The sequence below is a fragment of the Enterococcus sp. ARL09-542 genome (genome assembly GCF_005234805.1).
In the GTDB taxonomy this organism is placed as follows: Bacteria; Bacillota; Bacilli; order Lactobacillales; family Enterococcaceae; genus Enterococcus_D; species Enterococcus_D gallinarum.
In genome coordinates, this window is sequence record NZ_QPQX01000005.1 from 31,639 (window position 1) to 53,322 (window position 21,684).

Annotated in this window: 16 protein-coding genes; 3 read left to right on the forward strand and 13 right to left on the reverse strand. The window is 41.0% G+C overall.

The features are described 5' to 3' along the window. Positions 1-20 precede the first annotated feature (20 nt). The 6 genes from thrB to trxB form a co-directional block, all read right to left on the reverse strand. Complete coding sequence (gene thrB, locus DVW06_RS07070; RefSeq protein WP_003126278.1) at positions 21-890, reverse strand: homoserine kinase; 870 nt, start codon at positions 888-890, stop codon at positions 21-23. Next, positions 887-1,945: a threonine synthase gene (thrC, locus tag DVW06_RS07075; protein ID WP_137264522.1), complete on the reverse strand. Its 1,059-nt coding sequence runs from the start codon at positions 1,943-1,945 to the stop codon at positions 887-889. Before thrC ends, thrB begins: the two co-directional genes overlap by 4 nt. A 3-nt stretch (positions 1,946-1,948) precedes the next feature. Further along, positions 1,949-3,184 carry a homoserine dehydrogenase gene (locus DVW06_RS07080; protein WP_003126276.1) on the reverse strand — a complete coding sequence of 412 codons (1,236 nt, stop codon included), beginning with the start codon at positions 3,182-3,184 and terminating at the stop codon, positions 1,949-1,951. Between the two features lie 116 nt (positions 3,185-3,300). Beyond that, a complete protein-coding gene (locus tag DVW06_RS07085) occupies positions 3,301-3,594 on the reverse strand; it encodes an ArsR/SmtB family transcription factor (protein WP_003126275.1) in 294 nt (97 codons plus the stop codon). 230 nt (positions 3,595-3,824) lie between these two features. After that, the gene (locus tag DVW06_RS07090; RefSeq protein ID WP_005471201.1) at positions 3,825-5,552 is read right to left on the reverse strand and encodes a phospho-sugar mutase; all 1,728 of its coding nucleotides are present in this window, start codon (positions 5,550-5,552) and stop codon (positions 3,825-3,827) included. A gap of 146 nt (positions 5,553-5,698) precedes the next feature. Then, positions 5,699-6,631 carry a thioredoxin-disulfide reductase gene (gene trxB / locus DVW06_RS07095; RefSeq protein ID WP_003126271.1) on the reverse strand — a complete coding sequence of 311 codons (933 nt, stop codon included), beginning with the start codon at positions 6,629-6,631 and terminating at the stop codon, positions 5,699-5,701. Between the two features lie 186 nt (positions 6,632-6,817). On the opposite strand from trxB, the gene DVW06_RS07100 reads away from it, so the two are divergent. Further along, on the forward strand, positions 6,818-8,203 hold the full coding sequence (locus DVW06_RS07100; RefSeq protein WP_137264523.1) for an MATE family efflux transporter: 1,386 nt from the start codon (positions 6,818-6,820) through the stop codon (positions 8,201-8,203). A gap of 380 nt (positions 8,204-8,583) precedes the next feature. After that, positions 8,584-9,057 (forward strand): glutathione peroxidase, encoded by a 474-nt coding sequence (locus DVW06_RS07105; protein WP_005471196.1) that lies wholly within the window; start codon positions 8,584-8,586, stop codon positions 9,055-9,057. Between the two features lie 104 nt (positions 9,058-9,161). Here the strand turns inward: DVW06_RS07105 and DVW06_RS07110 are convergent, their stop codons facing one another. The 3 genes from DVW06_RS07110 to DVW06_RS07120 form a co-directional block, all read right to left on the reverse strand. Next, complete coding sequence (locus DVW06_RS07110) at positions 9,162-10,619, reverse strand: family 1 glycosylhydrolase (protein WP_003126268.1); 1,458 nt, start codon at positions 10,617-10,619, stop codon at positions 9,162-9,164. 73 nt (positions 10,620-10,692) lie between these two features. Further along, positions 10,693-12,126: a 6-phospho-beta-glucosidase gene (locus DVW06_RS07115; RefSeq protein WP_003126267.1), complete on the reverse strand. Its 1,434-nt coding sequence runs from the start codon at positions 12,124-12,126 to the stop codon at positions 10,693-10,695. A 33-nt stretch (positions 12,127-12,159) separates the two neighbouring features. Then, positions 12,160-13,536, reverse strand: coding sequence for a 6-phospho-beta-glucosidase (locus DVW06_RS07120; RefSeq protein WP_003126266.1), 1,377 nt, complete (start codon positions 13,534-13,536; stop codon positions 12,160-12,162). 260 nt (positions 13,537-13,796) lie between these two features. On the opposite strand from DVW06_RS07120, the gene DVW06_RS07130 reads away from it, so the two are divergent. Beyond that, positions 13,797-14,717, forward strand: a complete 921-nt coding sequence (locus tag DVW06_RS07130) for a MurR/RpiR family transcriptional regulator (protein WP_003126265.1) — start codon at positions 13,797-13,799, stop codon at positions 14,715-14,717. A 75-nt stretch (positions 14,718-14,792) separates the two neighbouring features. On the opposite strand, the gene DVW06_RS07135 is transcribed toward DVW06_RS07130, so the two are convergent. From DVW06_RS07135 to DVW06_RS07150, 4 genes are all read right to left on the reverse strand, one after another. Continuing rightward, positions 14,793-16,712 (reverse strand): beta-glucoside-specific PTS transporter subunit IIABC, encoded by a 1,920-nt coding sequence (locus DVW06_RS07135; protein ID WP_003126264.1) that lies wholly within the window; start codon positions 16,710-16,712, stop codon positions 14,793-14,795. Between the two features lie 114 nt (positions 16,713-16,826). Beyond that, entirely contained in the window at positions 16,827-17,669 is an 843-nt protein-coding gene (gene licT / locus DVW06_RS07140) for a BglG family transcription antiterminator LicT (protein ID WP_137264524.1), read from the reverse strand. A 415-nt stretch (positions 17,670-18,084) separates the two neighbouring features. Next, positions 18,085-19,866: an ABC transporter ATP-binding protein gene (locus DVW06_RS07145; RefSeq protein ID WP_003126260.1), complete on the reverse strand. Its 1,782-nt coding sequence runs from the start codon at positions 19,864-19,866 to the stop codon at positions 18,085-18,087. After that, complete coding sequence (locus DVW06_RS07150; RefSeq protein ID WP_003126259.1) at positions 19,866-21,617, reverse strand: ABC transporter ATP-binding protein; 1,752 nt, start codon at positions 21,615-21,617, stop codon at positions 19,866-19,868. Before DVW06_RS07150 ends, DVW06_RS07145 begins: the two co-directional genes overlap by 1 nt. Between the last annotated feature and the right edge of the window lie 67 nt (positions 21,618-21,684).

Here is a 21,684-nt window from a genome sequence, read left to right on the forward strand (position 1 = left end):
TTGTGTCAAATCAGAAAAGTCTAAAAGACTTGGACGCCTTCGCGATCGATCTGCAGCTGTTCGATTGCTGCATTGGTTTCAAGCGCATGGAGAAGGCGGCAGATCTTATCTGCCTTTTCGGGTGGGACAATCGCTAAGACAGTTGGTCCAGCCCCACTCAGGAAGCAGCCATAGCCGCCTTCTTCTTCACAAATTTGGCGGATCGTGGATAAATGCGGAATTAATTTTTCACGATAGTTCTCATGAAAACGATCCGCCTGCATCATTTTACCTGCTAAAGGTAGATTCCCTTTGATCACTGCTGCGATCATCACATTGGCGATTGCACTGGCTTCAACAGCAGTTGAAAAGTCCAGTGTTTTAGGGAGGACATTCCGACTAGCTTCTGTCAACAATTGTTCTTGCGGAATATAAGCAACAATATTGCATTCCGGAAAATGATGTTTAACAACATAAGTTTGTTTATGTTCATGATCAAAGGCCGTAATCAGAAAATCGCCATAAATTGCCGGTGCCACATTGTCGGGGTGGCCTTCAATGGCCGTTGCAATATCAACTTTCTGTGCATCACTTAAGTTCAGGTGTCCTAAACGATTGGCTAATTCGATTCCAGCCACGATAACCGATGAACTGCTGCCTAATCCCCGTGCTAAAGGTATATCTGAGTACATGCGGATTTTACGCGGTGTAAGTGTAGGTGCAAGCTTCAGCGCGACACGTAACAGCAGATTACTTTCATCATTAGGGATTTCACTGCCGAGTTCATGTAAGATCTCCCATCGGTCACTTTCTTCCATAATTTCAATGAATAGATATTTTGAGAGAGCAATCCCGCAAGAATCAAAACCAGGTCCTAAATTTGCACTGGTTGCAGGAACGCGAATCTTCATAGTTGAGACACTCCTTTACGCAGGTGTTGCCGCATTTCTTCTAGATCACTCATCTTATGGATCGCTACTTCGGTAGCCTGAATAGCTGTATCAGGATCTTTCAAGCCGTTTCCAGTAAAGACTGCCACTACGGTTTCACCAGAACGAATTTTCCCGTTTTTCACGTGCTGAATCACGCCTGCTAGTGAAGCAGCCGATCCTGGTTCAATAAAGACACCGTCTTGTGCAGCTACCTTTCGGTAAGCATTCAAGATCTCTTCGTCGGTTACAGCATCGATAAACCCTTTTGATTCATCACGAGCGGCTTCTGCTAGCTTCCAACTTGCTGGATTGCCGATCCGAATCGCTGTTGCGATTGTTTCTGGCTCTTCGATTACCGCGCCTTTTACGATTGCTGCGGCACCTTCTGCCTCAAATCCATGCATTCTTGGTAGTGAAGTCCCTTGTTTGTCATGCCATTCTTTGAATCCTTTCCAATAAGCAGAGATGTTTCCAGCATTTCCTACTGGAATTGCTAGTACATCTGGCGCTTTCTCCAACTGCTGGCAAATTTCGAAGGCAGCGGTTTTTTGTCCTTCCAAACGGTAAGGATTGACTGAATTCACGAGGGCCACAGCTTCTGTTTTGGCAATTTCTCTAACTGCTTTTAGTGCTTCATCGAAATTCCCGGGAATAGAAATAATATCCGCGCCATAAACGATTGCCTGTGCCAACTTGCCCATTGCGATCTTACCATCTGGAATCACCACATAGGCTTTGATTCCTGCTCGTGTCGCATACGCTGCTGCTGCAGCACTGGTATTACCAGTAGAAGCACAAACGATTGCTTTTGCGCCTTCTTCCACCGCTTTGGCTACTGCCATCACCATTCCCCGATCTTTGAAAGATCCAGTAGGATTTAGTCCTTCGTATTTCCCATATAATGTGATACCCAATTCTTCTGATAAGTTATTCAATGGAATCAGCGGTGTGTTTCCTTCTGCTAATGAGATTAGCGGTGTTTTTTCTGTCACCGGTAAATACTCTTTATAGTGCTTTAATAGTCCTTCATACATCTGCTACTCCTCCATTACTTTCATGATTTGGCTAATTCGACCATCTTCAAAAATCGATAATGCTGCTGTTAATTCCGAGGGACTCAATGGCTTCGTCAAAAATGCTTTCTTTTCCAAGATAGATTCTTGGTCGATCCAGTCCAATGTCTGTTGCTGCGCTGCTAATGGTCCAGTCAACGCAATGTAATAACGTTGACGAAGCTCATCTGGTACTGCAATCTGAGTCGGCTGTTCAAAGGTTAGAAATGATTCAGTGATCCCAGCAGATTTATTTTTAGCGATCTCCGTCACATCTGCCAGCACACTCGTTGCAGTAGGACGAGCCCCCGCTCCAGGCCCGTAAAGCATGGAACGATCGATGCCCGTACTTTCGATATACACGCCATTAAACTCATATTTGATTGAGGCTAGCGGATGGGGCTTAGGGACAAGAACTGGACCAACAGAAACAGCGACATGATTTTTTGGTGTCTTTTGTGCCGTACCAATAAGTTTCACTTCATACCCTAGTTGTTGGGCATAAATGATGTCTTCAATTGCTAATCCACGAATGCCGCCGATAGAAACATCTTTCATCTCGATCGTCATACCAAATGCAAATTTTGTCAAGAGGACCATCTTATAAGCTGCATCAATACCGTCCACATCATTGGTCGGGTCCGATTCTGCAAATCCTTTTGCCTGTGCTTCAGCTAGAACTTCCTCATAACTTAAGTTATCTGTTAACATTTTTGTCAGCATATAATTCGTCGTACCATTGACGATGCCAGAAATCGAGGTAATCGTATCGGGTAAATAATGCGTGCTTAATGTTCGCAAGATAGGAATCCCGCCTCCCACGCTGGCTTCATAATACAATGCAACACCGGCTTTTTTAGCAGCGGCAGTCAGTTCTGGGCCATGAGACGCCAAGAGATCTTTATTGGCGGTTACAACATGTTTCTTGTGAGCTAACGCACCAAGAATAAAATCCTTCGCAGGATCGATCTTGCCAATCAATTCCACAATGACATCGATGGACTCATCCTGATAGATTTCCTGAATATCACTAGTCAGTTCAAACCCGTATTTTTGGGCAATTGCGCTTTTATCATCATAAGGAGAGGCCAATGCTTTCGTAATAAAAATCTCGACACCAGTTCGGGCTGCGATTGCCTCTCTTTGTTCCGCTAATAGTTGGCAGACTCCAGTGCCTACGACACCCATTCCTAGTAGTCCTATATTTAATTGCTCTTTCATATAGCCTCCTTACCGAAAACGTTATTAAAAAATCGTTCATCCATTTTTAATTTTCTACTAGCATACCAAAAAGCATAAGAAAAAACTAGGACTTTCGAGAAATTCTCGTCCTAGTTTCAGCGGTGATGGATATGAGCGAATGTTTTTTGTAAGATGTCGACTACGTGCTTGTCATCTAAACTATATAAAATTGTCTTTCCTTGTCGTTCCGATTTTACGATCCGATTATCTTTCAATAGTTTCAATTGATGAGAGACCGCAGATTGTTCCATCATCACTTGCTCTGCGATCGAAGTTACATTACGTTCTCCTTCTTCTAAAGAAAGCAATATCTTCAAACGTGTAGGATCACCAAGCATTTTAAAAATTTGAGTGACTTTTTGGATATCTTCTTGATCTGGTTGAGTCATGCTGGTCTTCCTTTCTTGATGGTGAATAAAATTCTAGCTGGTTCAAGCATTCTTTGTCAAGCCCCATTGAAAACAAGGCGTCAAAATAAATGCAGGATCCACCCAAATACCTGGAAAAGAAGCAGCACATTTTCCTATAATAAGTTCTCCAAGAAGAACTGAATATCAGCAAAATAATCTATCTGATTCTCATCCAAGTATTTGAAAAGGATCTAGCTCTTGTTTATCGCTTAAACTTCTGTAATTTCATTAATGGCAGCTTCAAGTTCAGCAATTTTATTTGCTGCATCTTCAGAAGAGTTTCCTTTGACACCAATGTAAAATTTGATTTTTGGTTCAGTTCCAGAAGGACGAACCGCAATCCAGCTCTCATCTTCAAGAGTATATTTCAATACATCTGACGGTGGTGTAGTCATTTTTTGCATGTGACCATCTAAACCAACTCTTGTCAATTCTTTGAAATCTTCTGTTTGAACGACTGGTATACCCGCGAAAACTGATGGTGCTTTTTCTCGGAATGTTTTCATCAATGCAGTGATTTTGGCTGCACCTTCCATACCGCTCATCGTAACAGAAATCGTTTTTTCGGCATAATAACCATATTCCTCAAAGATATCTTGCAATCCATCATAAAGTGTTTTGTCCGATTGTTTATAAAAAGCAGCGACTTCAGCCAACAAGACAAGTGCTTGGATCGCATCTTTATCTCTCACAAAAGGTTTTACCAAGTAACCGTAACTTTCTTCAAAACCAAACATGAACGTATGGGAATGATCTGTTTCATACTGTTGGATTTTTTCGGCAATGAATTTGAAGCCAGTCAATACATTGACCATTTCAACGTCGTAAGACTGGGCAATCGCTGTTGGCAATTCACTAGAAACGATCGATTTTAGGACTGCTGCATTTTCCGGTAGTGTGCCGGCATTCTTGTGGGCTTCTAGAATGTAACGGATCATCAATGCGCCTAATTGATTTCCTGTCAATACTTGATAGTTTCCATCAGGCATCCGGACTGCAGCACCCAAGCGATCCGCATCCGGATCAGTTGCAATCAACAAGTCTGCGTCTTCTTTTTCTCCCAGAGCAATCGCATATTCAAAGGCAGAATGTTCTTCTGGATTTGGTGACTTGACTGTACTGAAGTTTGGATCCGCAACAGCTTGTGAAGGTTCAATAATAAATTGCTCAAACCCTGCTTGTTTCAAAGCTTTTTCACCAAGCATCCGACCTGTTCCGTGTAATGGTGTGTAAACTAATTTAAGATTTTTCCCTGTTGTCTCGATTAATTTTTGATCGATTGTCACTGTTTTGACTTCTTTTAGATACGCAGTATCGACCTCTTCGCCGATAATCGTGATCAATCCACTATGCTTTGCTTCTTCTTCTGATAAAACTGGAATTTCTAATGGATTTTCAATTTCTCGAACAAAAGCTGTCAAGGCGTCCGCATCTGCTGGAGGCATTTGTCCACCATCTTCGCCGTATACTTTGTATCCATTATAAGCTGCCGGATTGTGAGATGCTGTAATCATGATTCCAGTGAACGTATGCAGATAACGTACCGCAAAAGATAATTCAGGGGTTGGACGTAAGCTTTCAAACACAAAGGCAGGAATATCGTGTTTTGCTAATGTCTTGGCTGCTTCCATCGCAAATTCTGGTGAAAAATGACGAGAATCATATGCGATTGCGACACCGCGGCGACGGGTTTCTGGATCTTGTGTATCCATGAAGCGCGCCAATCCCTCTGTTGCTTGACGGACCGTATAGATATTCATGCGGTTGATCCCAGGTCCTAAGATCCCTCGCATCCCAGCAGTACCAAATTCAAGCGGCATATAAAAAGCATCTTGCAACATTTCTGGATCTTTCTCCAGTTCTGTTAACTGATCCTTCAACCCTGCTTCTAATTGTTGATGATTTTTCCATTGCTCATAAATTTGTTCCCATCCCATACAAAAACCACTCCTTCTAACTTTAAAATGACTATAATTTTAGTATAACACTACTTCTGTTTTTCTCAAAGAATAACCAAACGAAAATGCAAACGCACTGCTATCAAAAACGAATAACGTTTTATAAATAACAGTGCGTTCGATAATTATTTAACTGGTTGCTGGTCTTTTTGTGTTTCTATAAAATCAAATACTTGTTGGCCAGCGATACTGCCGTCCCCGACTGCTGTAGTGATTTGTCGTAAGCCTTTTTCTCGAACATCCCCTACCGCATAGACGCCTGGCATAGTTGTTTCCATCATTTCATTGGTTGGGATCCAACCTGTTTCATTCGTGAGTCCACTAGCTCTGAATGGTTCAGTCAATGGATCTAGCCCAACGTAGATAAAGACACCACCAGCCGCTTCTTCCGTTACTTCATTTGTTTTGACATTTCGCACTTGAACACCAGTTACGACCATCTCGTTGCCTTTGATTTCTTCCACGACAGAATCCCAAATAAATGAGATCTTTTCATTGGCAAATGCTCGTTCTTGGATGATCTTTTGCGCACGTAGCTCATCCCGACGGTGGACAATCGTTACTTCTGAAGCAAATTGTGTTAAGTAGATCGCTTCTTCGACTGCAGAATCTCCACCACCAACTACGATCAACCGTTTGTTGCGGAAAAAGGCGCCATCACAAACTGCACAATATGAAACTCCGCGTCCAGCGAATTCTTCCTCGCCTTTGACTCCTAATTTTCTATGTACACAGCCTGTTGCAATGATCACAGTTTTCCCTTGATAATTCTTGTCTTCTGTGCAGACTTCCTTGTACTCTCCATGATCCGTGATCCCTTGAACGATGCCATAGGCATTCTCCACGCCAAAGCGGATGGCACTTTCATACATTTTAAAAGCAAGTTCTGGGCCTAAGATCGAATCGAAGCCAGGATAATTTTCAACCTCAGCAGTATTATTCATTTGACCGCCAGGAGCTCCCCGCTCAATCATCAGAACAGATAAATTTGACCGTGACGCATACAGCGCTGCTGTCATGCCGGCAGGTCCAGCGCCGATAATAATTACATCATACATAATTGTTCCCTCCATTTTCGACTACCCATACTTTACTTTCAAAAAGAATTTCTGTCGAATGTTCTGCTTACAAAAAATAATAAGATATTCCCGTTTTTTTCTCTGAAAATTACATTGACTTTCTTTTCATTTTTTGTAAAATTTTCACGATACATCTATTATATAGAAAACGGGGAGTCCTTACAATTGAATAAGAAAAAACTTTTGAAAAGATCTGATCGGGAACTATTGTTTCTTAGCTGGCCGATTTTTGTTGAACTATTTTTACGTGTGATTATTGGGAATGTCAATGTATGGATGATTTCCCATTATTCTGAACCAGCAGTCGCTGCCGTCAGCGCAGCAAATCAATTGCTGAATCTGACCGTCTTTATTTATGGTTTCATCACTGTCGGTACGCAAATCATTATTGCTCAACTAATTGGTGCGAAGCAGCGAGATAAAATCCCTACTGTGATCAATACAGCACTTTTTGGTTCTCTATTCTTAGGTATTTTGATCAGCTTGATGTTTATCTTTGGCTCTGATCAATTGCTGCATTTTATGGGATTAGAAGAAGCATTGGTTGATTTGGGTCGCGGCTACCTGCAAGTATATGGCGGAAGCTTGTTTATTTCTTCGCTGACAGCTGTCATTATCGCGGTCATGCGTAGCCACAGCTTTACGAAACCTGCTTTGCTTGTACCGATGTTTGCCATTATCTTAGCTGTTATTGGTAACTACTTTGTACTTTACAGTCCTTTTGGCTTACCTAATTTCGGTGTAACAGGACTAGCTTTCTCCAGTGTCTTCGGCAATACGATTGGCTTGATTGTTGCGGCATTTTTACTGAAAAAACACGTTGGTTTTTCTGTTCTTTCTGCCCGATTGAAGTATTTATCATGGGACGTAATGAAAAATGTCTTAACCTATGGCCTACCTTCCTCAGGAGAATCTTTGTCTTATCAAGGAGCACAAGTGGTAGTAACGATGATCGTTGCGCAATTAGGTTCAAGCGTGCTGATTGCTAAGTCTTATGTTACAGCGATCACTCAATTTGTGTATTTGATCGCCTCGGCGTTAAGTCAGGGAAATCAAATCATGATTGGTCGTCATGTAGGCGCAGGAGAATTTGAGCGAGCACAAAAACGGGGCATGCGCACAATGATCATTGGCATCATCGCTTCTGTTACAATTTGTTTATTGACTTATCTCTTTATCGAACCGATTATGGGAATCTTTACTACCAATGCTGAAGTCATCTCAATCGCTAAAGGCGTATTTCTCGTTGAAATCGTCCTAGAGACAGCACGTGCGGTCAATATGATTCTAGTGGGCTCTTTAAATGCCAGCGGGGATGTTAAATTCCCATTATTCTGCAGTTTGATTGTTCTTTGGGTCATCAGCTTACCATTCTCGTACTCTTTGGCCATCGTCTTTAAATTTGGCTTGATTGGTGTCTGGATCGCTTACGCAATTGATGAAGCATTGCGGAGTATTTTAATGATTTATCGTTGGTATTCCGGTGTGTGGAAAACCAAATCGGTAGTCCATGGAAAAGAAATTGAAGGCGAAGTCGCTTCAGAAATCTAATGACTTGCTAAAAAGGTCATCTTTTCTGCCAATTAGACAATCGAATGTCAAAGCGAATAAAAGAGCGTGAAACAAAAGTAAAAAATACTTTTGTTTCACGCTCTAAACACGTCTAAACAGCGGTAGCCGAAACAATGTCTTCGGAAATAAGTCGAAATACCAAAAAATTGAAAAGCAATTTCCATATATTCCTCCTTATTTATCGAAGTTTAACACTTCTGATCCCAACCTTTTTTTGCTGCCTTGTGTCTATTTACTGCTGAAAGAAAATCAATTATTTTTGGTTTTTCCTCCAGATTGAAATATACTAATTACAAGTTTAGAACTACTGAACAATCAACAATTAGAAAATACTGTCAACTATCGAAAGGAGCAAAAAAATGTCAATTTACGCGTTTCAAGCCACTTTGGAAAACGGTGAAACCTATTCATTAGAACGCTATCGGGGGCAAGCCATCATTGTCGTCAACACGGCGACAAAATGCGGATTGAGCCCCCAATTCAACGAACTTGAAGAATTGTTCCAACGATATCGCGACCAAGGATTGATGGTCTTAGGCTTCCCTTCCAACCAATTCAAACAAGAAGTTCATTCTGCTAGTGAAGCTGCCGAAGCTTGTCGCACAACCTATGGTGTTGACTTTCCGATGCATCAATTGACAGTCATCAACGGAAAAGAAGCTGATCCGCTTTTTCAATACTTGGAGGAAGAAGCCCCAGGAACGATGGGGAAAGCGATCAAATGGAATTTTACTAAATTTTTAATTGATCGCAAGGGACATGTCGTTGAACGTTTTGCCCCTCAGACCAATCCAACCAAAATGATCCCTAGTATTGAAAAGGTTCTTGGCTAATGATCTAACCAGAAAAAACATCCACTCACTCATCGGTTTGCAACAGCAATGAATACTCTCTCACTGCTGTTTGCGCCATGAATGCGGGGATGTTTTCTTATTCTTTAAAGTTGTTCTCCATTTGAAGCAATCACTTCTTTGTACCAATCAAATGATTTTTTCTTTTTCCGGGCCAATGTTCCGTTCCCGTGATCATCCATGTCCACATAAATAAAGCCATAGCGTTTTTTCATCTCACCAGTTCCTGCCGATACAAGATCGATACATCCCCAAGGTGTATAGCCAATCAAGTCTACGCCATCAAGAGTTATCGCATCTTTCATGGCTGCAATGTGTTTTTTGAAATAATCAATTCGATAATCGTCATTGATCGAGCCGTCAGATTCCACTTTGTCTATGGCACCGAATCCATTCTCTACTACAAATAAAGGAAGATGATAACAATCAGACAATTGACACAATGAGATCCGCAACCCTAATGGATCGACCGCCCAGCCCCAATCCGATTCGGCTAAATAAGGATTTTTCACCGCAGGCATTTGGTTGCCGCCAACATACTTGACTGTTTCAGGATTTGCTGAAGAAGCGGTTGACATATAATAGCTAAAACCGATATAGTCAACCGTTCCGTTCGCAATGACCGCGTCATCTCCAGCTTCTTTTTTGATTTCGATCCCTTCACGTTCGAACTCTTTTACCTTGTGGGCAGGATAATAGCCTTTTGCTTGAACGTCAATATAGAATTCTTGTTCCCGATTGAATTGCAATGCAGCTAAAACATCCTCTGGATTAGCTGTCATCGGATAACTTGGAATATACGCCACCATCATCCCAATCATGAAATCCGGGTTGATTCGGTGTCCCATTTGTACTGCTTTAGCACTTGCTACAAACAAGTGATGAGCAGCTTGATACTTATGCTGCTTATCATTTTTATGAATACCAATTTGTGTCCAACTTCTCAAAAAGTTGATCTCGTTAAACGTCATCCAATATTTCACTTTATCTTGGTAACGAGTGAAGATCGTTTCGCAGAAAAACAAGAAATAGTCGATCACTTTGCGATTCGACCAACCATCATATTCATCCGCTAAACACATAGGAATATCAAAGTGATTGATCGTCACCACTGGCTCAATGCCATGCTTCAACAGCTCATCGAAAACTGCATCATAAAAAGCCAGGCCGTCTTCGTTGATCTCTCTGGTTCCTTTTGGACAAATCCGCGCCCAGGAAATAGACATCCGAAAACACTTAAAGCCCATCTCTGCAAACAACGCAATATCTTCCTGATAATGATGGTAAAAGTCTGTCGCCACATGACTAGGATAATACTGCTCTGGATCGATGTACCCAACGGCACCTTCAGGTAATTCGGTATCCCGAGTAACTTTCCCGATCTGGCCGTCTTTTGTTTTATAGGTAATCATTCGCGGCTGATCCATACTGCCTCCTGTAATGGCATCGAGGGTGCTTAACCCTTTTCCGCCAGAAAGATAGCCGCCTTCATATTGGTTCGCAGCTGTTGCGCCACCCCAAAGAAAATTTTTTGGAAACCCCATATTATCCCTCCATCGTAAAGACTATCAGCGGCTTTCTTCTTAGAATTCATCCAAGAAGAAGCCGCAAGCATGATTATTTGTTTGTTAAGTCTTCGCCATTTGAAGCAATGACTTGTTTGTACCAGTCGAAGGATTTTTTCTTTGTCCGTTTCAGCGTACCATTGCCTTCATTGTCGCGATCAACATAGATAAAACCGTAGCGTTTTTTCATCTCACCTGTTCCCGCAGAGACCAAATCGATACATCCCCATGTTGTATACCCTAATAGATCAACACCATCTTGTTCAACGGCGTCTTTCATGGCTTGTATATGTGCTGCAAGATAATCAATTCGGTAATCATCCTCCACATAGCCATCAGCATCTGGTGTATCAACAGCACCCAAACCGTTCTCTACAATGAATAATGGTTTTTGGTAACGATCATAAAGGTCATTCATAGTAATCCGCAAACCTAATGGGTCGATCTGCCAGCCCCATTCGCTTGCTTCCAAATAAGGATTTTTTACTGAAGCAAAAATATTTCCAGAAGTTTGTTCCAATAGCTCAGCATCTGTTGTCGATACCCGAGAAGAGTAGTAAGAGAATGAAATAAAATCAACTGTGTGGGCCTTCAATAACTCTAAGTCGCCTTCTTCCATTTTGATCTCAATCCCGTTACGGGCCATTTCCTTCAATGCATATTGTGGGTATTCTCCCCGAGACTGGACATCAATGAAGAAATAGTTTTCGCGATCTGATTTTCTTGATGCCCAAACATCTTCAGGCTTACTTGTGTAAGGGTAGTAGGCACCTGCAGCCAGCATACAGCCCACTTTATTTTCCGGATCTACTTCGTGAGCGATTTTCGTCGCAATCGCAGATGCCAATAATTCATGATGGGCCGCTTGGTATTTGACCTGCTCCACGTTGTCGCCTTCTTCAAAATAGAGGCCAGCTCCCATAAATGGCGCGTGAAGAATCATGTTGATTTCGTTGAAAGTTAACCAATATTTGACCAATCCTTTGTAACGATTAAAAATAACTCGGCATAAATTCTCATAAAAGCCTACTAATTCTCGTGAACGCCAAGCACCATATTTTTCTACTAAATGCATTGGACAATCAAAGTGCGTGATCGTTACCAGTGGTTCAATACCATATTTATGGCACTCATTGAAGAGATCCTCATAGAATTTCAAGCCGTCTTCATTTGGTTTTTGTTCGTCCCCTTTTGGAAAAATACGACTCCAAGCAATGGACAAACGATAGGTTTTAAAGCCCATTTCTCCAAATAAAGCAATATCTTCTTTGTAACGATGATACATATCGATTGCTTCTTTGGCAGGATAAAAATGATCCTCATCAAAATCAAACATTTTCATCTGTCCTGTGATGACTGGAAAACGATCTTTACCGATCGGTACAACATCGACATTGGCTAAGCCTCGCCCACCTTCGTTGTAACCTCCTTCACACTGATTGGCAGCAGTTGCGCCGCCCCATAAAAAGTCTTTTCTAAATCCCATTATTTCATTCCTACTTTCTTGATATTTTGTTGATTAATTAAGTGATTTTGCCAGTTCGTCTTGAACTTCGATTCCTTCTTTTTCCAAACGCTCAATCGTTGATTTAAAGTTTGGTAGATAAGCTTTGTGAGCAATAAATAATTCATCCATTACGCGTTTAGCTGTTTCTCCTGATGGCACCAATGGGTTAATGGTGAAAGCTTGTAATGCGGTATTGTAATCGCCAGTAACCGCTGCTTCGATCGTTAAAAGCTCCATAGCCTTCATTACTTGTAGCCAGCCTTTTTCTGCAGTCGGCAGCTCGCCAAAAGCCACATTGCGGGCACCTTGTCCCCCAACATACGCGGTAACTTCGACAACACAATCAGCCGGTAGGTCAGGAACAGCTCCCTCATTTTTGGTTGAGACCACGATCTGGGTATTTTTGTTTGCATAAATCGAGGCAATCGTTTCGCAAGCCGCATCTGAATAGTAGGCTCCCCCACGTTGCTGCAGCTGTTCTGGTTTATGATCCAATTCTGGATCTTTATAAAGTTCAAAAAGTTCTGCCTCTGTTTGCTTCACTTGCTGCGCTCTCGTTCCTACAGTCTGATATTCTTCCAGTGCATGCTTCAACATTTCTTCTTGACGATAGTAATAGCGATGATAACCGCAAGGAATCATTCTCATTTGTTCTAATTGTTCACGATAAAACGGCACATCAAAAATATTTTTCGGCAAACCATTATCTTCCTGATACATTTTATCAATAATATCCATCGTCACATCATTTCCGTGTGAGTCAGTGACTTTATGCCAATGGAAATGGTTTAAGCCAGCAAATTTGTAGATTAACTCATCCGGCTCTTTACCGATCAATGCAGGTTCGATCATGGTCGCCATCACAGGAACATTGCAAAGTCCAATCACTCTATCCCATTTCCCATAACGGACAACCGCTTCTGTGACCATGCCGCTTGGATTGGCAAAATTAATCAACCAAGCATTTGGACATAAGCGTTTCATATCTTCTACGATTTCCAGAATAATTGGTACTGTCCGAAATGCTTTAAACATCCCGCCAGGACCGTTGGTTTCTTGACCGATCATGCCATAATAGGCAGGAATACGCTCATCTTTGATCCGGGCATTCAGCAAGCCTACTCGAAATTGAGTCGTAACAAAATCTGCATCTTTCAAGGCTTCTTCTCGATCCAGCGTCATGTGGATTTTCACATCATAAGGAGAAGCATCCCACATTCGCTGTGCCATCGCTCCAACGATTGCCAGTTTTTCTTTTCCTGCTTCGATATCTACTAACCAAATTTCCCGAATTGGCAGTTCTTCATAGCGTTTGATAAAGCCTTCCATTAACTCCGGAGTATAACTACTGCCGCCACCAATGGTAGCGATTTTGATTCCTTTTGTCATTGTATTGCTCCTTTGCTATTTTATTTACACCCTTATTATCATTTATAAAATAATTCGATTCAATGTAAATTTATTATTTAGAAAAAGCGTTTGCAAATCTAGGGATATCTTGCGAGTGATTTGTAAAAAGCATTTACAAATCGAATGATATAAGGAATAATATTTATATCGACAATTATTCAAATACTCAAAAAAGAAAAATTTCCGATAATTTTATTTACAAACAACTATATAAAAATGTAAAAAGGAATGTGGATACCATGTTATTACAAGAAAAAATGCGCCAAATCAAGTTGGCCCCTGCTGAACGATCTTTGATCGATTTTTTATTAGCCAATCCAACTGCGATGGCTGATCAAACCATCAAGGAATTGTCTGAAAAAACCTACGTTCATCCTTCTACTTTTATTCGGATCGCCAAAAAATTAGGCTTCAACGGTTGGCTCGACTTAAAGACAGCCTTTTTGGAAGAGCAAACCTATATGAGCAGTCATTTTACAGATGTTGATGCCAACTTTCCCTTTTCCTCCCATGACGGCATTATGACGATCGCCAAAAAGTTAGCGAAACTCGAACAAACAACAATTGAAGATACGCTTTCCTTGATCCATCACGATGAACTGCAAAAAGCGAAACAATCGCTACTCAATGCCAGCCATATCAAGATTTTCGCAAGTAATGCCAATACCTTGATTTCTCAAGACTTTGTTTTGAAGATGCGGCGTTTAGGAAAAAACATCCATGTTTGTGACACTTTTGGCGAAAGTGCTTATGAAGCATCCAACTGTACTTCTGATACGACAGCCATCTTGATTTCTTATACTGGTGAAAACAAGATGATCAAAGAAATCGGTAAAATTCTTGCCGAACGTCAAGTTTCAATTATTGGAATGACTAGTATTGGCGAGAACGCATTGGCAAAATTAAGTGATTGTGTCTTAAATATCACAACCCGAGAAAGGCTTTACTCAAAGATCGCAAATTTCACAATTAATACGTCCGTTTGCTACCTACTGGATGTGCTGTATGGAATCGTCTTTTCGGAACATTATGAAAAAAATCTTCAGCATTTGATCGATATTGGCATGGCTTATGACAAACGTCCTACTTCCTCAACGATTATCGCTGAACCAACCTACGATAAAAATCTTCAATACAAAGACTCTCTGTTTCCGAATTAAACGGCTGACAAAAAGCGATCGCCCCACATGGCCGATCGCTTTTATGCATATATAGCTCTTTTTAGAAAGTTTTTGCTAAACGAGAGCTGTGATCAAATCATCTGAACAAGCAACTTCATTTTTATCTGATTCAATAATATCTAAGTAATCAGCAGAATTTGTTACCAAAACAGGGGTCTCAATGTTGAAACCAGCTTTGATCAGCGCATCTTTGTCAAAGGTAATCAATTTTTGACCTCGAGTTACTCTATCTCCTTGCTTGACATGCGCTTCGAAGTATTGCCCATTGAGTTGAACGGTATCTAAACCGATATGGATCAACAATTCCAATCCGTTATCTGAGATCAACCCGATGGCGTGTTTCGTTGGGAACAATGTCATAACGGTACCATCAAATGGAGCAACGACTTCCCCTTTTGTAGGATGGATCAAGATTCCTTTACCTAAGATTCCTTGGGCAAAAGCTTCATCTTTGGCACTGCTTAAAGGTGCAACCGTTCCTTCGATAGGAGAACTAATGATTTCTTTACGTACAGACATTGTAGGTTCGCCTTCAGCAATTTCTTCGACTACTGTATTGTCTTTCCAGAATGCCATCGTCAAACCAAAACCAATCGCTGCAGAGATGGCGATAGCAATCAGTGAAGTCCACATGCCACTCGCATCTCCATCCGGTGTGATGAAGTTAAAGATCCCGAAAATACCAAGTCCGCCCATCGTGTAGCCCGTTACACCATTGACCATTAAGAACAGTCCACCGACAGCACCACCGATCATAGAATATATGAAAGGAGTCTTTTTAGGAAGAGTGATCCCATAAATAGCTGGTTCAGTTACACCAAAGATACCAGAAATGATCGCTGGCGGACATAATGCTTTCATCTTTTTGTCTCTTAATTTGAAATACATGGCAACGACAACTGCTGTTTGAGCAAAGCTAGCTCCGAAGGAACCTGTCAACACTTGGCTGAATCCTTGTTGCGTAACTTGCATGATCGCTAGTGGCACAACCGACCAGTGTAAGCCGAAGATAACCAATACTTGCCAGAAGAATCCTAGAATCAATCCATAAACCGCTGGCGAGAAGTCCATTAGCGCTTGGAATCCGGCACTCAAGAGATCTGTCAACATGCTGATGATTGGACCAATGATCAAGAACCCAACAGGTAAAGCAATCAGTAAGACGAAAAATGGTACCAAGAAAGTTTGCACGACACTTGGAATCACTTTTTTAGCAAGTTTTTGAATCTGTGCAGCAAATGCAATAATGAAAATGACTGGTACGACACTACTTGTATAGGTTGCCCCTACCCATGGAATACCTAAGAAAGTTTGATAGGCAGATTGTCCAAGTAAGCTATAAGGTGCTGCTGCTCCTTCTCCGGCAACTGCGGTAAAGGCTGTTTGCAGCGCAGTGCCTTGAATCGTTGGGTAGCATAGAGCGGCTCCAATAACGATACCGACCATCGGATTCAAACGGAATTTTTTTGCAGAAGTATAACCTAAAATAACCGGCATAAACATAAATATTGCATCACCGATCGCATTCAACATTACATATGTGCCTGATTCTGCTGTATAGTTGAACCAACCCTGTGTACCCAAAAAGACTAATAATGCATTAAACCCTTTGATCATACCGGCAGCTGCTAACGCACCTAAGAAAGGCTGGAAACAACCGCTGAGGATATCGATCAGACGATTGAAAATATTCCCTCCGGAACTTTCTTCTTCACTGTTTTCACTGATCCCCGCAACATCCACTACTTCTGCATAGACATCTGGCACATGATTACCGATAACTACTTGGTATTGACCGCCACTTTTCATCACTGTTACGACCCCATCCATATTTTTCAAGATGTCATCGTTCGCGATTCCTTCGTCTTTCAATTTAAACCGCAGCCGAGTGATACAGTGGGTCAAACTATTGATATTTTCTTTTCCGCCCACATTTGCCACGATTTTTTCTGCTAATTCATGATATTTTCCCATTTTTGTTTCCTCCAATTTTTGTTTGATTGAAGGTTTAGCCAACTGAATGTCACTATCCAAAAAATGCTTTACTATTCCCCAGTTTATTCTGGGATGACCTCCTTTCTTTTATGGTTAGCGATTCTTTTGCACCAATCGCGCAATATGAATCGTTAAATACAAACTTTCATCATTGGACATATCGTAACGATAATTCGTTACCAGAAATGATTTGATTTTTTGCACACATTGATAGGCGTTGCGATATTTTATCTTTACCATCTCAAGGAGCTCATCGTCAGTCTCTTCCGCATGGGTAGAGTGGTTCTGCATGCGGGAAACAAAAAAACGCAAATGCGTAGTAAAACGATAAAAATAAACCGATTCTTCATCGAAAGTTGTTTTAAAATAGTATTTGACGATATTGATGATATCTTGCATTGTTTTCGTCAATTCATAAAGATTGCTTTGATCATTGTTTTCTGTTTGAGCGTTTACCAAATGCAGTGCAATGAAACCCGCTTCATCTTCCGGCAACTCAATCCCATAGCGCTCACTAATTTTTTCAATCGTTCGTTTTCCGATTTTGAATTCATCTGGAAAAAATCGCTTGATGTCCCAGAGAAGAACATTTTTGACAACGATCCCTTTTTTGGCACGCTCGATTGCACTATGTAAATGATCAGGTAAAGAAATATAGATCGAATCGTTGATCGGTGAGGACAACTCTTCTCTTGCATATTCGATTACTTGGTTCGAAAGTTCCAAATATTCTAATGGCAAGTCGGCCAATAATTCCTGAAATTGGGAAGCAATTGTACGATTTTCTAAACGATATACTTTATCGATCGTTTGATCACTGATATCGTCACCAACTTTTTTCTTGAATGCGATCCCTCTTCCCATCACAATAATTTCGTTTTGTTTTTCATCAATAGTTATCACGACATTATTGTTTAACACTTTACTGATTTTCATGTTTTACCCCCACTTGATTATTGACGTACTAACCTAGTTTTATACGAGATAGCCATTCAAATCAATTTTGATCCATACTCCTTTTTTCCAGAAAAAAAACCTAATGAGAGCAGACCAAATAGCCTTACTTTCATCAGGTTTAGCTTGTTTTTTCAACAATCACTATCCATACGAATGATTAACTTATCCTTATGATAGCAAACAGAGAAAACGCTATCAATACATTGACCGAAAAAAGGATTCGTTATTTTACTTCCTCCTGATTCCTTTTATAAAATGAATCGATGAAAAACAAGAACCCCACATACCCGCTCCCAAGCCAACACCAACAAAGTGATGGAGTGATGGATACATGGAATTCTAGTAATTAGTTAGTGTCCACTGGAAGGAAACAGCAAAAAATATTCCCGACTAATCACACGTCACTGGACTGTAATTTATACATATCTGCATAAAGGCCTTGCTGTTTTAACAATGAATCATGGTTTCCTCGTTCGACGATACGTCCTTTATCTAAAACTAAAATCAATTCAGCATCCCGAATCGTGGATAATCGGTGGGCGATGGCAATCGTAGTTCTCCCTTGTCGCATATTCGCCAACCCTTCCTGGATCAATCCTTCTGTTTCGGTGTCGATATTGGCAGTAGCTTCATCTAAAACGAGGATTTTAGGATCAGTCACCATCGTTCTAGCAAATGAGATCAACTGTCGTTGCCCGCTGGAGTAGCTAGCGCCCCGTTCAATCACTTTGGCATGATAAGTGCCCTCCAGTTTTTCGATAAATTTATCTGCTTGCACAAATTTCGCTGCTGCTCGGATTTGTTCTTCGCTGATTTCTGGGTTCAATAAACGAATATTGTCAGAAATATCTCCATAGAACATGAAAGCATCTTGTAAAACCAATCCGACTTTTTTTCGTAATTCTTCGATCGTAAAATCGCGAATATCATGATCGTCAATCAAAATTTGTCCCTCACCAAATTCGTAAAAGCGCATTAAAACATTAATGATCGAGCTTTTGCCGCTACCAGTGTGTCCCACCAAAGCGACGGTTTCTCCTGGATAAGCAGTAAAGGAAATATTCTTCAATACATGATTTTCTCCATCATAAGAAAAACTGACATTACGAAATTCAATCTTTCCTTGTTCAATGACTTGATTCGCATCCGGATGTTGTTGTGGGGTAAATTCTTCATTATCCATGATTTTAAGAATACGGCTACCAGCCACCATGCCATCAGTAAAGACGCTGAGAAAATCCATCATCTGTGTCATAGGATTGAAGAAGCCTTGGACATAGGTGGTAAAAGCATAAATCAACCCCACTTCAATCGGAGAATGCAAAGCATCAAACCCAAACAACGTTAATGACATCGCAACTGCAATCGCATAGAGAAAATTGATGATCGGCGATAATAGCAACGAATTAGTACGAATCATTGCATACCTTGTCTTGAGGTATTCATCATTCGTTTCCTCAAATTCTCGGTTCAGACGTGCTTCTTGTCGGAACTGCTGGATAATCTGCATTCCCGAGATCGACTCGTTCAATTTCGTATTCAATTGACTTAATTTTTCTCGCATTTGACGATAGATTCGGGAGCTGAATTTTTGATAATACCAGATGACGATCATCAAGATAGGTAAGAAAATCAGATTCAATAAAGCAATTTTTACGTTGATCTGAAACATGGCGGCAAAAGAAGATAGGACTGCAAAAATACCAGTCAAAACCATCAAAAACACATACCAGAATTCATACAATGTTTCGGTATCATTGCTGACCCGCGACACAATCGAACCTGCTGGAGTCTGATCAAAATACCGCATACCTAAACTATGCAGCTTCTCGAATAACTTGGTCCGCACATATTGATACGTCTGCAAGGAAGCCATCGAGTATAGAAACCATTGAAAAAACCAGATGACTGCTTTGATGACTACCCCAAAGAAATAGAGACCCGCAAAGAAATAGATGATTTGATTGGTTGCTGACTGTTGTGTCAGATAGTTATCCATGAATGTCTGCAGAATTCTAGGCAGGAGAATGTTGACGATTGATAAGAGAAAAGCAAAGAAAATGGCTGCAAAAAATGTCTTCTTGAAGGGTTTTGCAAATTGTAACATCCGCTTGATGATCAATTTTTGCTCTTTAAATGGAATTGATTTTGACCATTCAGATTCTTGACGTTCCATTATACTTCACTCCCTTCAATTTTGGCTTCCAGTTGTTGCTTGTCCCACATTTTTTTGTACCAGCCATTTTTGGCTAACAGGGCTTCGTGGGTCCCTCGCTCGATGATTCTTCCTTCATCGATAACTAAGATCTCTTCGGCATGCTTCACACTACTTAGCCGATGCGCAGAAATAATCGTTGTTTTGTCTTTTCGATAGTCTCGCAATTTGTGCAAAATATCTTCTTCTGTTTTGGCATCGACAGCTGACAAGGCATCATCTAAGATCAGTAATTCTGGATCAACAATCAATGCCCGTGCGATGGACAACCGCTGTTTCTGCCCGCCAGATAATGAGACCCCTCGTTCACCGACCATTGTTTCGTATCCTTCTGGCAATGCTTTGATGTCATCATTGATTGACGCCAAATCAGCAGCCGCTTCAACCGCTTCTTGTGGTGCTTGGGGTACCGCAAAACGGATATTGTCTCGAATCGACATGGAAAAAAGAAAGTGATCTTGGGGAACATACCCGATAGAGCCCAATAACGCATTCAAAGTATAATCTTTGATGCTGTGCCCGCCAAAAAGAATGTCACCCTCATAATGATCATATTCCCGCATCAGCAACTTCAAAATGGAGGTTTTACCTGCACCGGTTTTGCCAACGATTCCTAATGTCTGTCCTTCATGTAAGGTAAATGCTATCTGTTGCAGCGTGATTTCTTCGGCATCATGATAGCGAAAAGCGTCTAACGCCACTTCAATTTTACCTTGAGCCGGCTCTTGGATCGCGTGTTTTTTTTCAACAATATGGGTTCTTTCCCCCAGCAATTCAGATACCCGATCATAGCTGGCATTCCCTCGTTCTAAAACATTGAACAGACGGCCAATGGCGAACATAGGCCAAACCAGCATACCAATATAACTAATAAATGAAACCAATTGGCCAATCGATATCTCTCCTGACATGACAAAACGACCACCCACAATAATCGTTAAGACATATGAGACACCGATAATCAATGTAATGAAAGGATCAAAAAGTGCATCTAAAAAATTGACTTTACGGTTCTTGATGATGGCATCATCAATTTTGGCTTGAAAATCTTGAATATCTTCTGTCTCTTGTCCAAACGTTTTGATGACTTTTATCCCAGTAATACTTTCTTGTGCTTTGTCATTAATCGCTGAAAAAGCTTCTTGCGAATCACGAAAAGCATCATGTAGTTTGCTGCCTAACACTCTAGCCATGACCGCAAGAAATGGCAAAGGAATCAACGCAATCAAGGTCAGACGCCAATCGATAAAAAGGATCATGGCGATGATCGTTGCTCCTCCAGAGATAAACGAATCCGCAAAGGTTAAAATACCCGCCCCAGCAACGTTTTGAATGGCGTTCAAATCATTGGTGGCATGGGCCATCAAATCTCCAGTTCGATGTTTTTGATAGAAAAGATGATCCATTTTGGTGAAGTGATCGAATAATTGACGACGTAAGCTTTTTTCCAAGCGTGCAGCACTCCCCCAAATATTTATCCGCCAGACAAAACGAAAAATATATTGTGCTAATGCAGCGGCAAGCAAAATACCTATCCAAAATAAAATCGTTTCTATCGAAATCTCTTTTTCTGCGATCTCATCAATAATGATTCCAATCACTTTGGGTGGCGCTAATTGAACGAGAGCCACCAAAACCAATGCGGCTACTCCTATATAATAATGTTTCCTTTCTTGTCTAAAAAACCAACCTAACTTTCTAAAAATCGACATAACACCCTCCTATTATTCACTCCTGTTGGCTACGATTTGAATCATCGAAATTTTCGGACTATTTTGG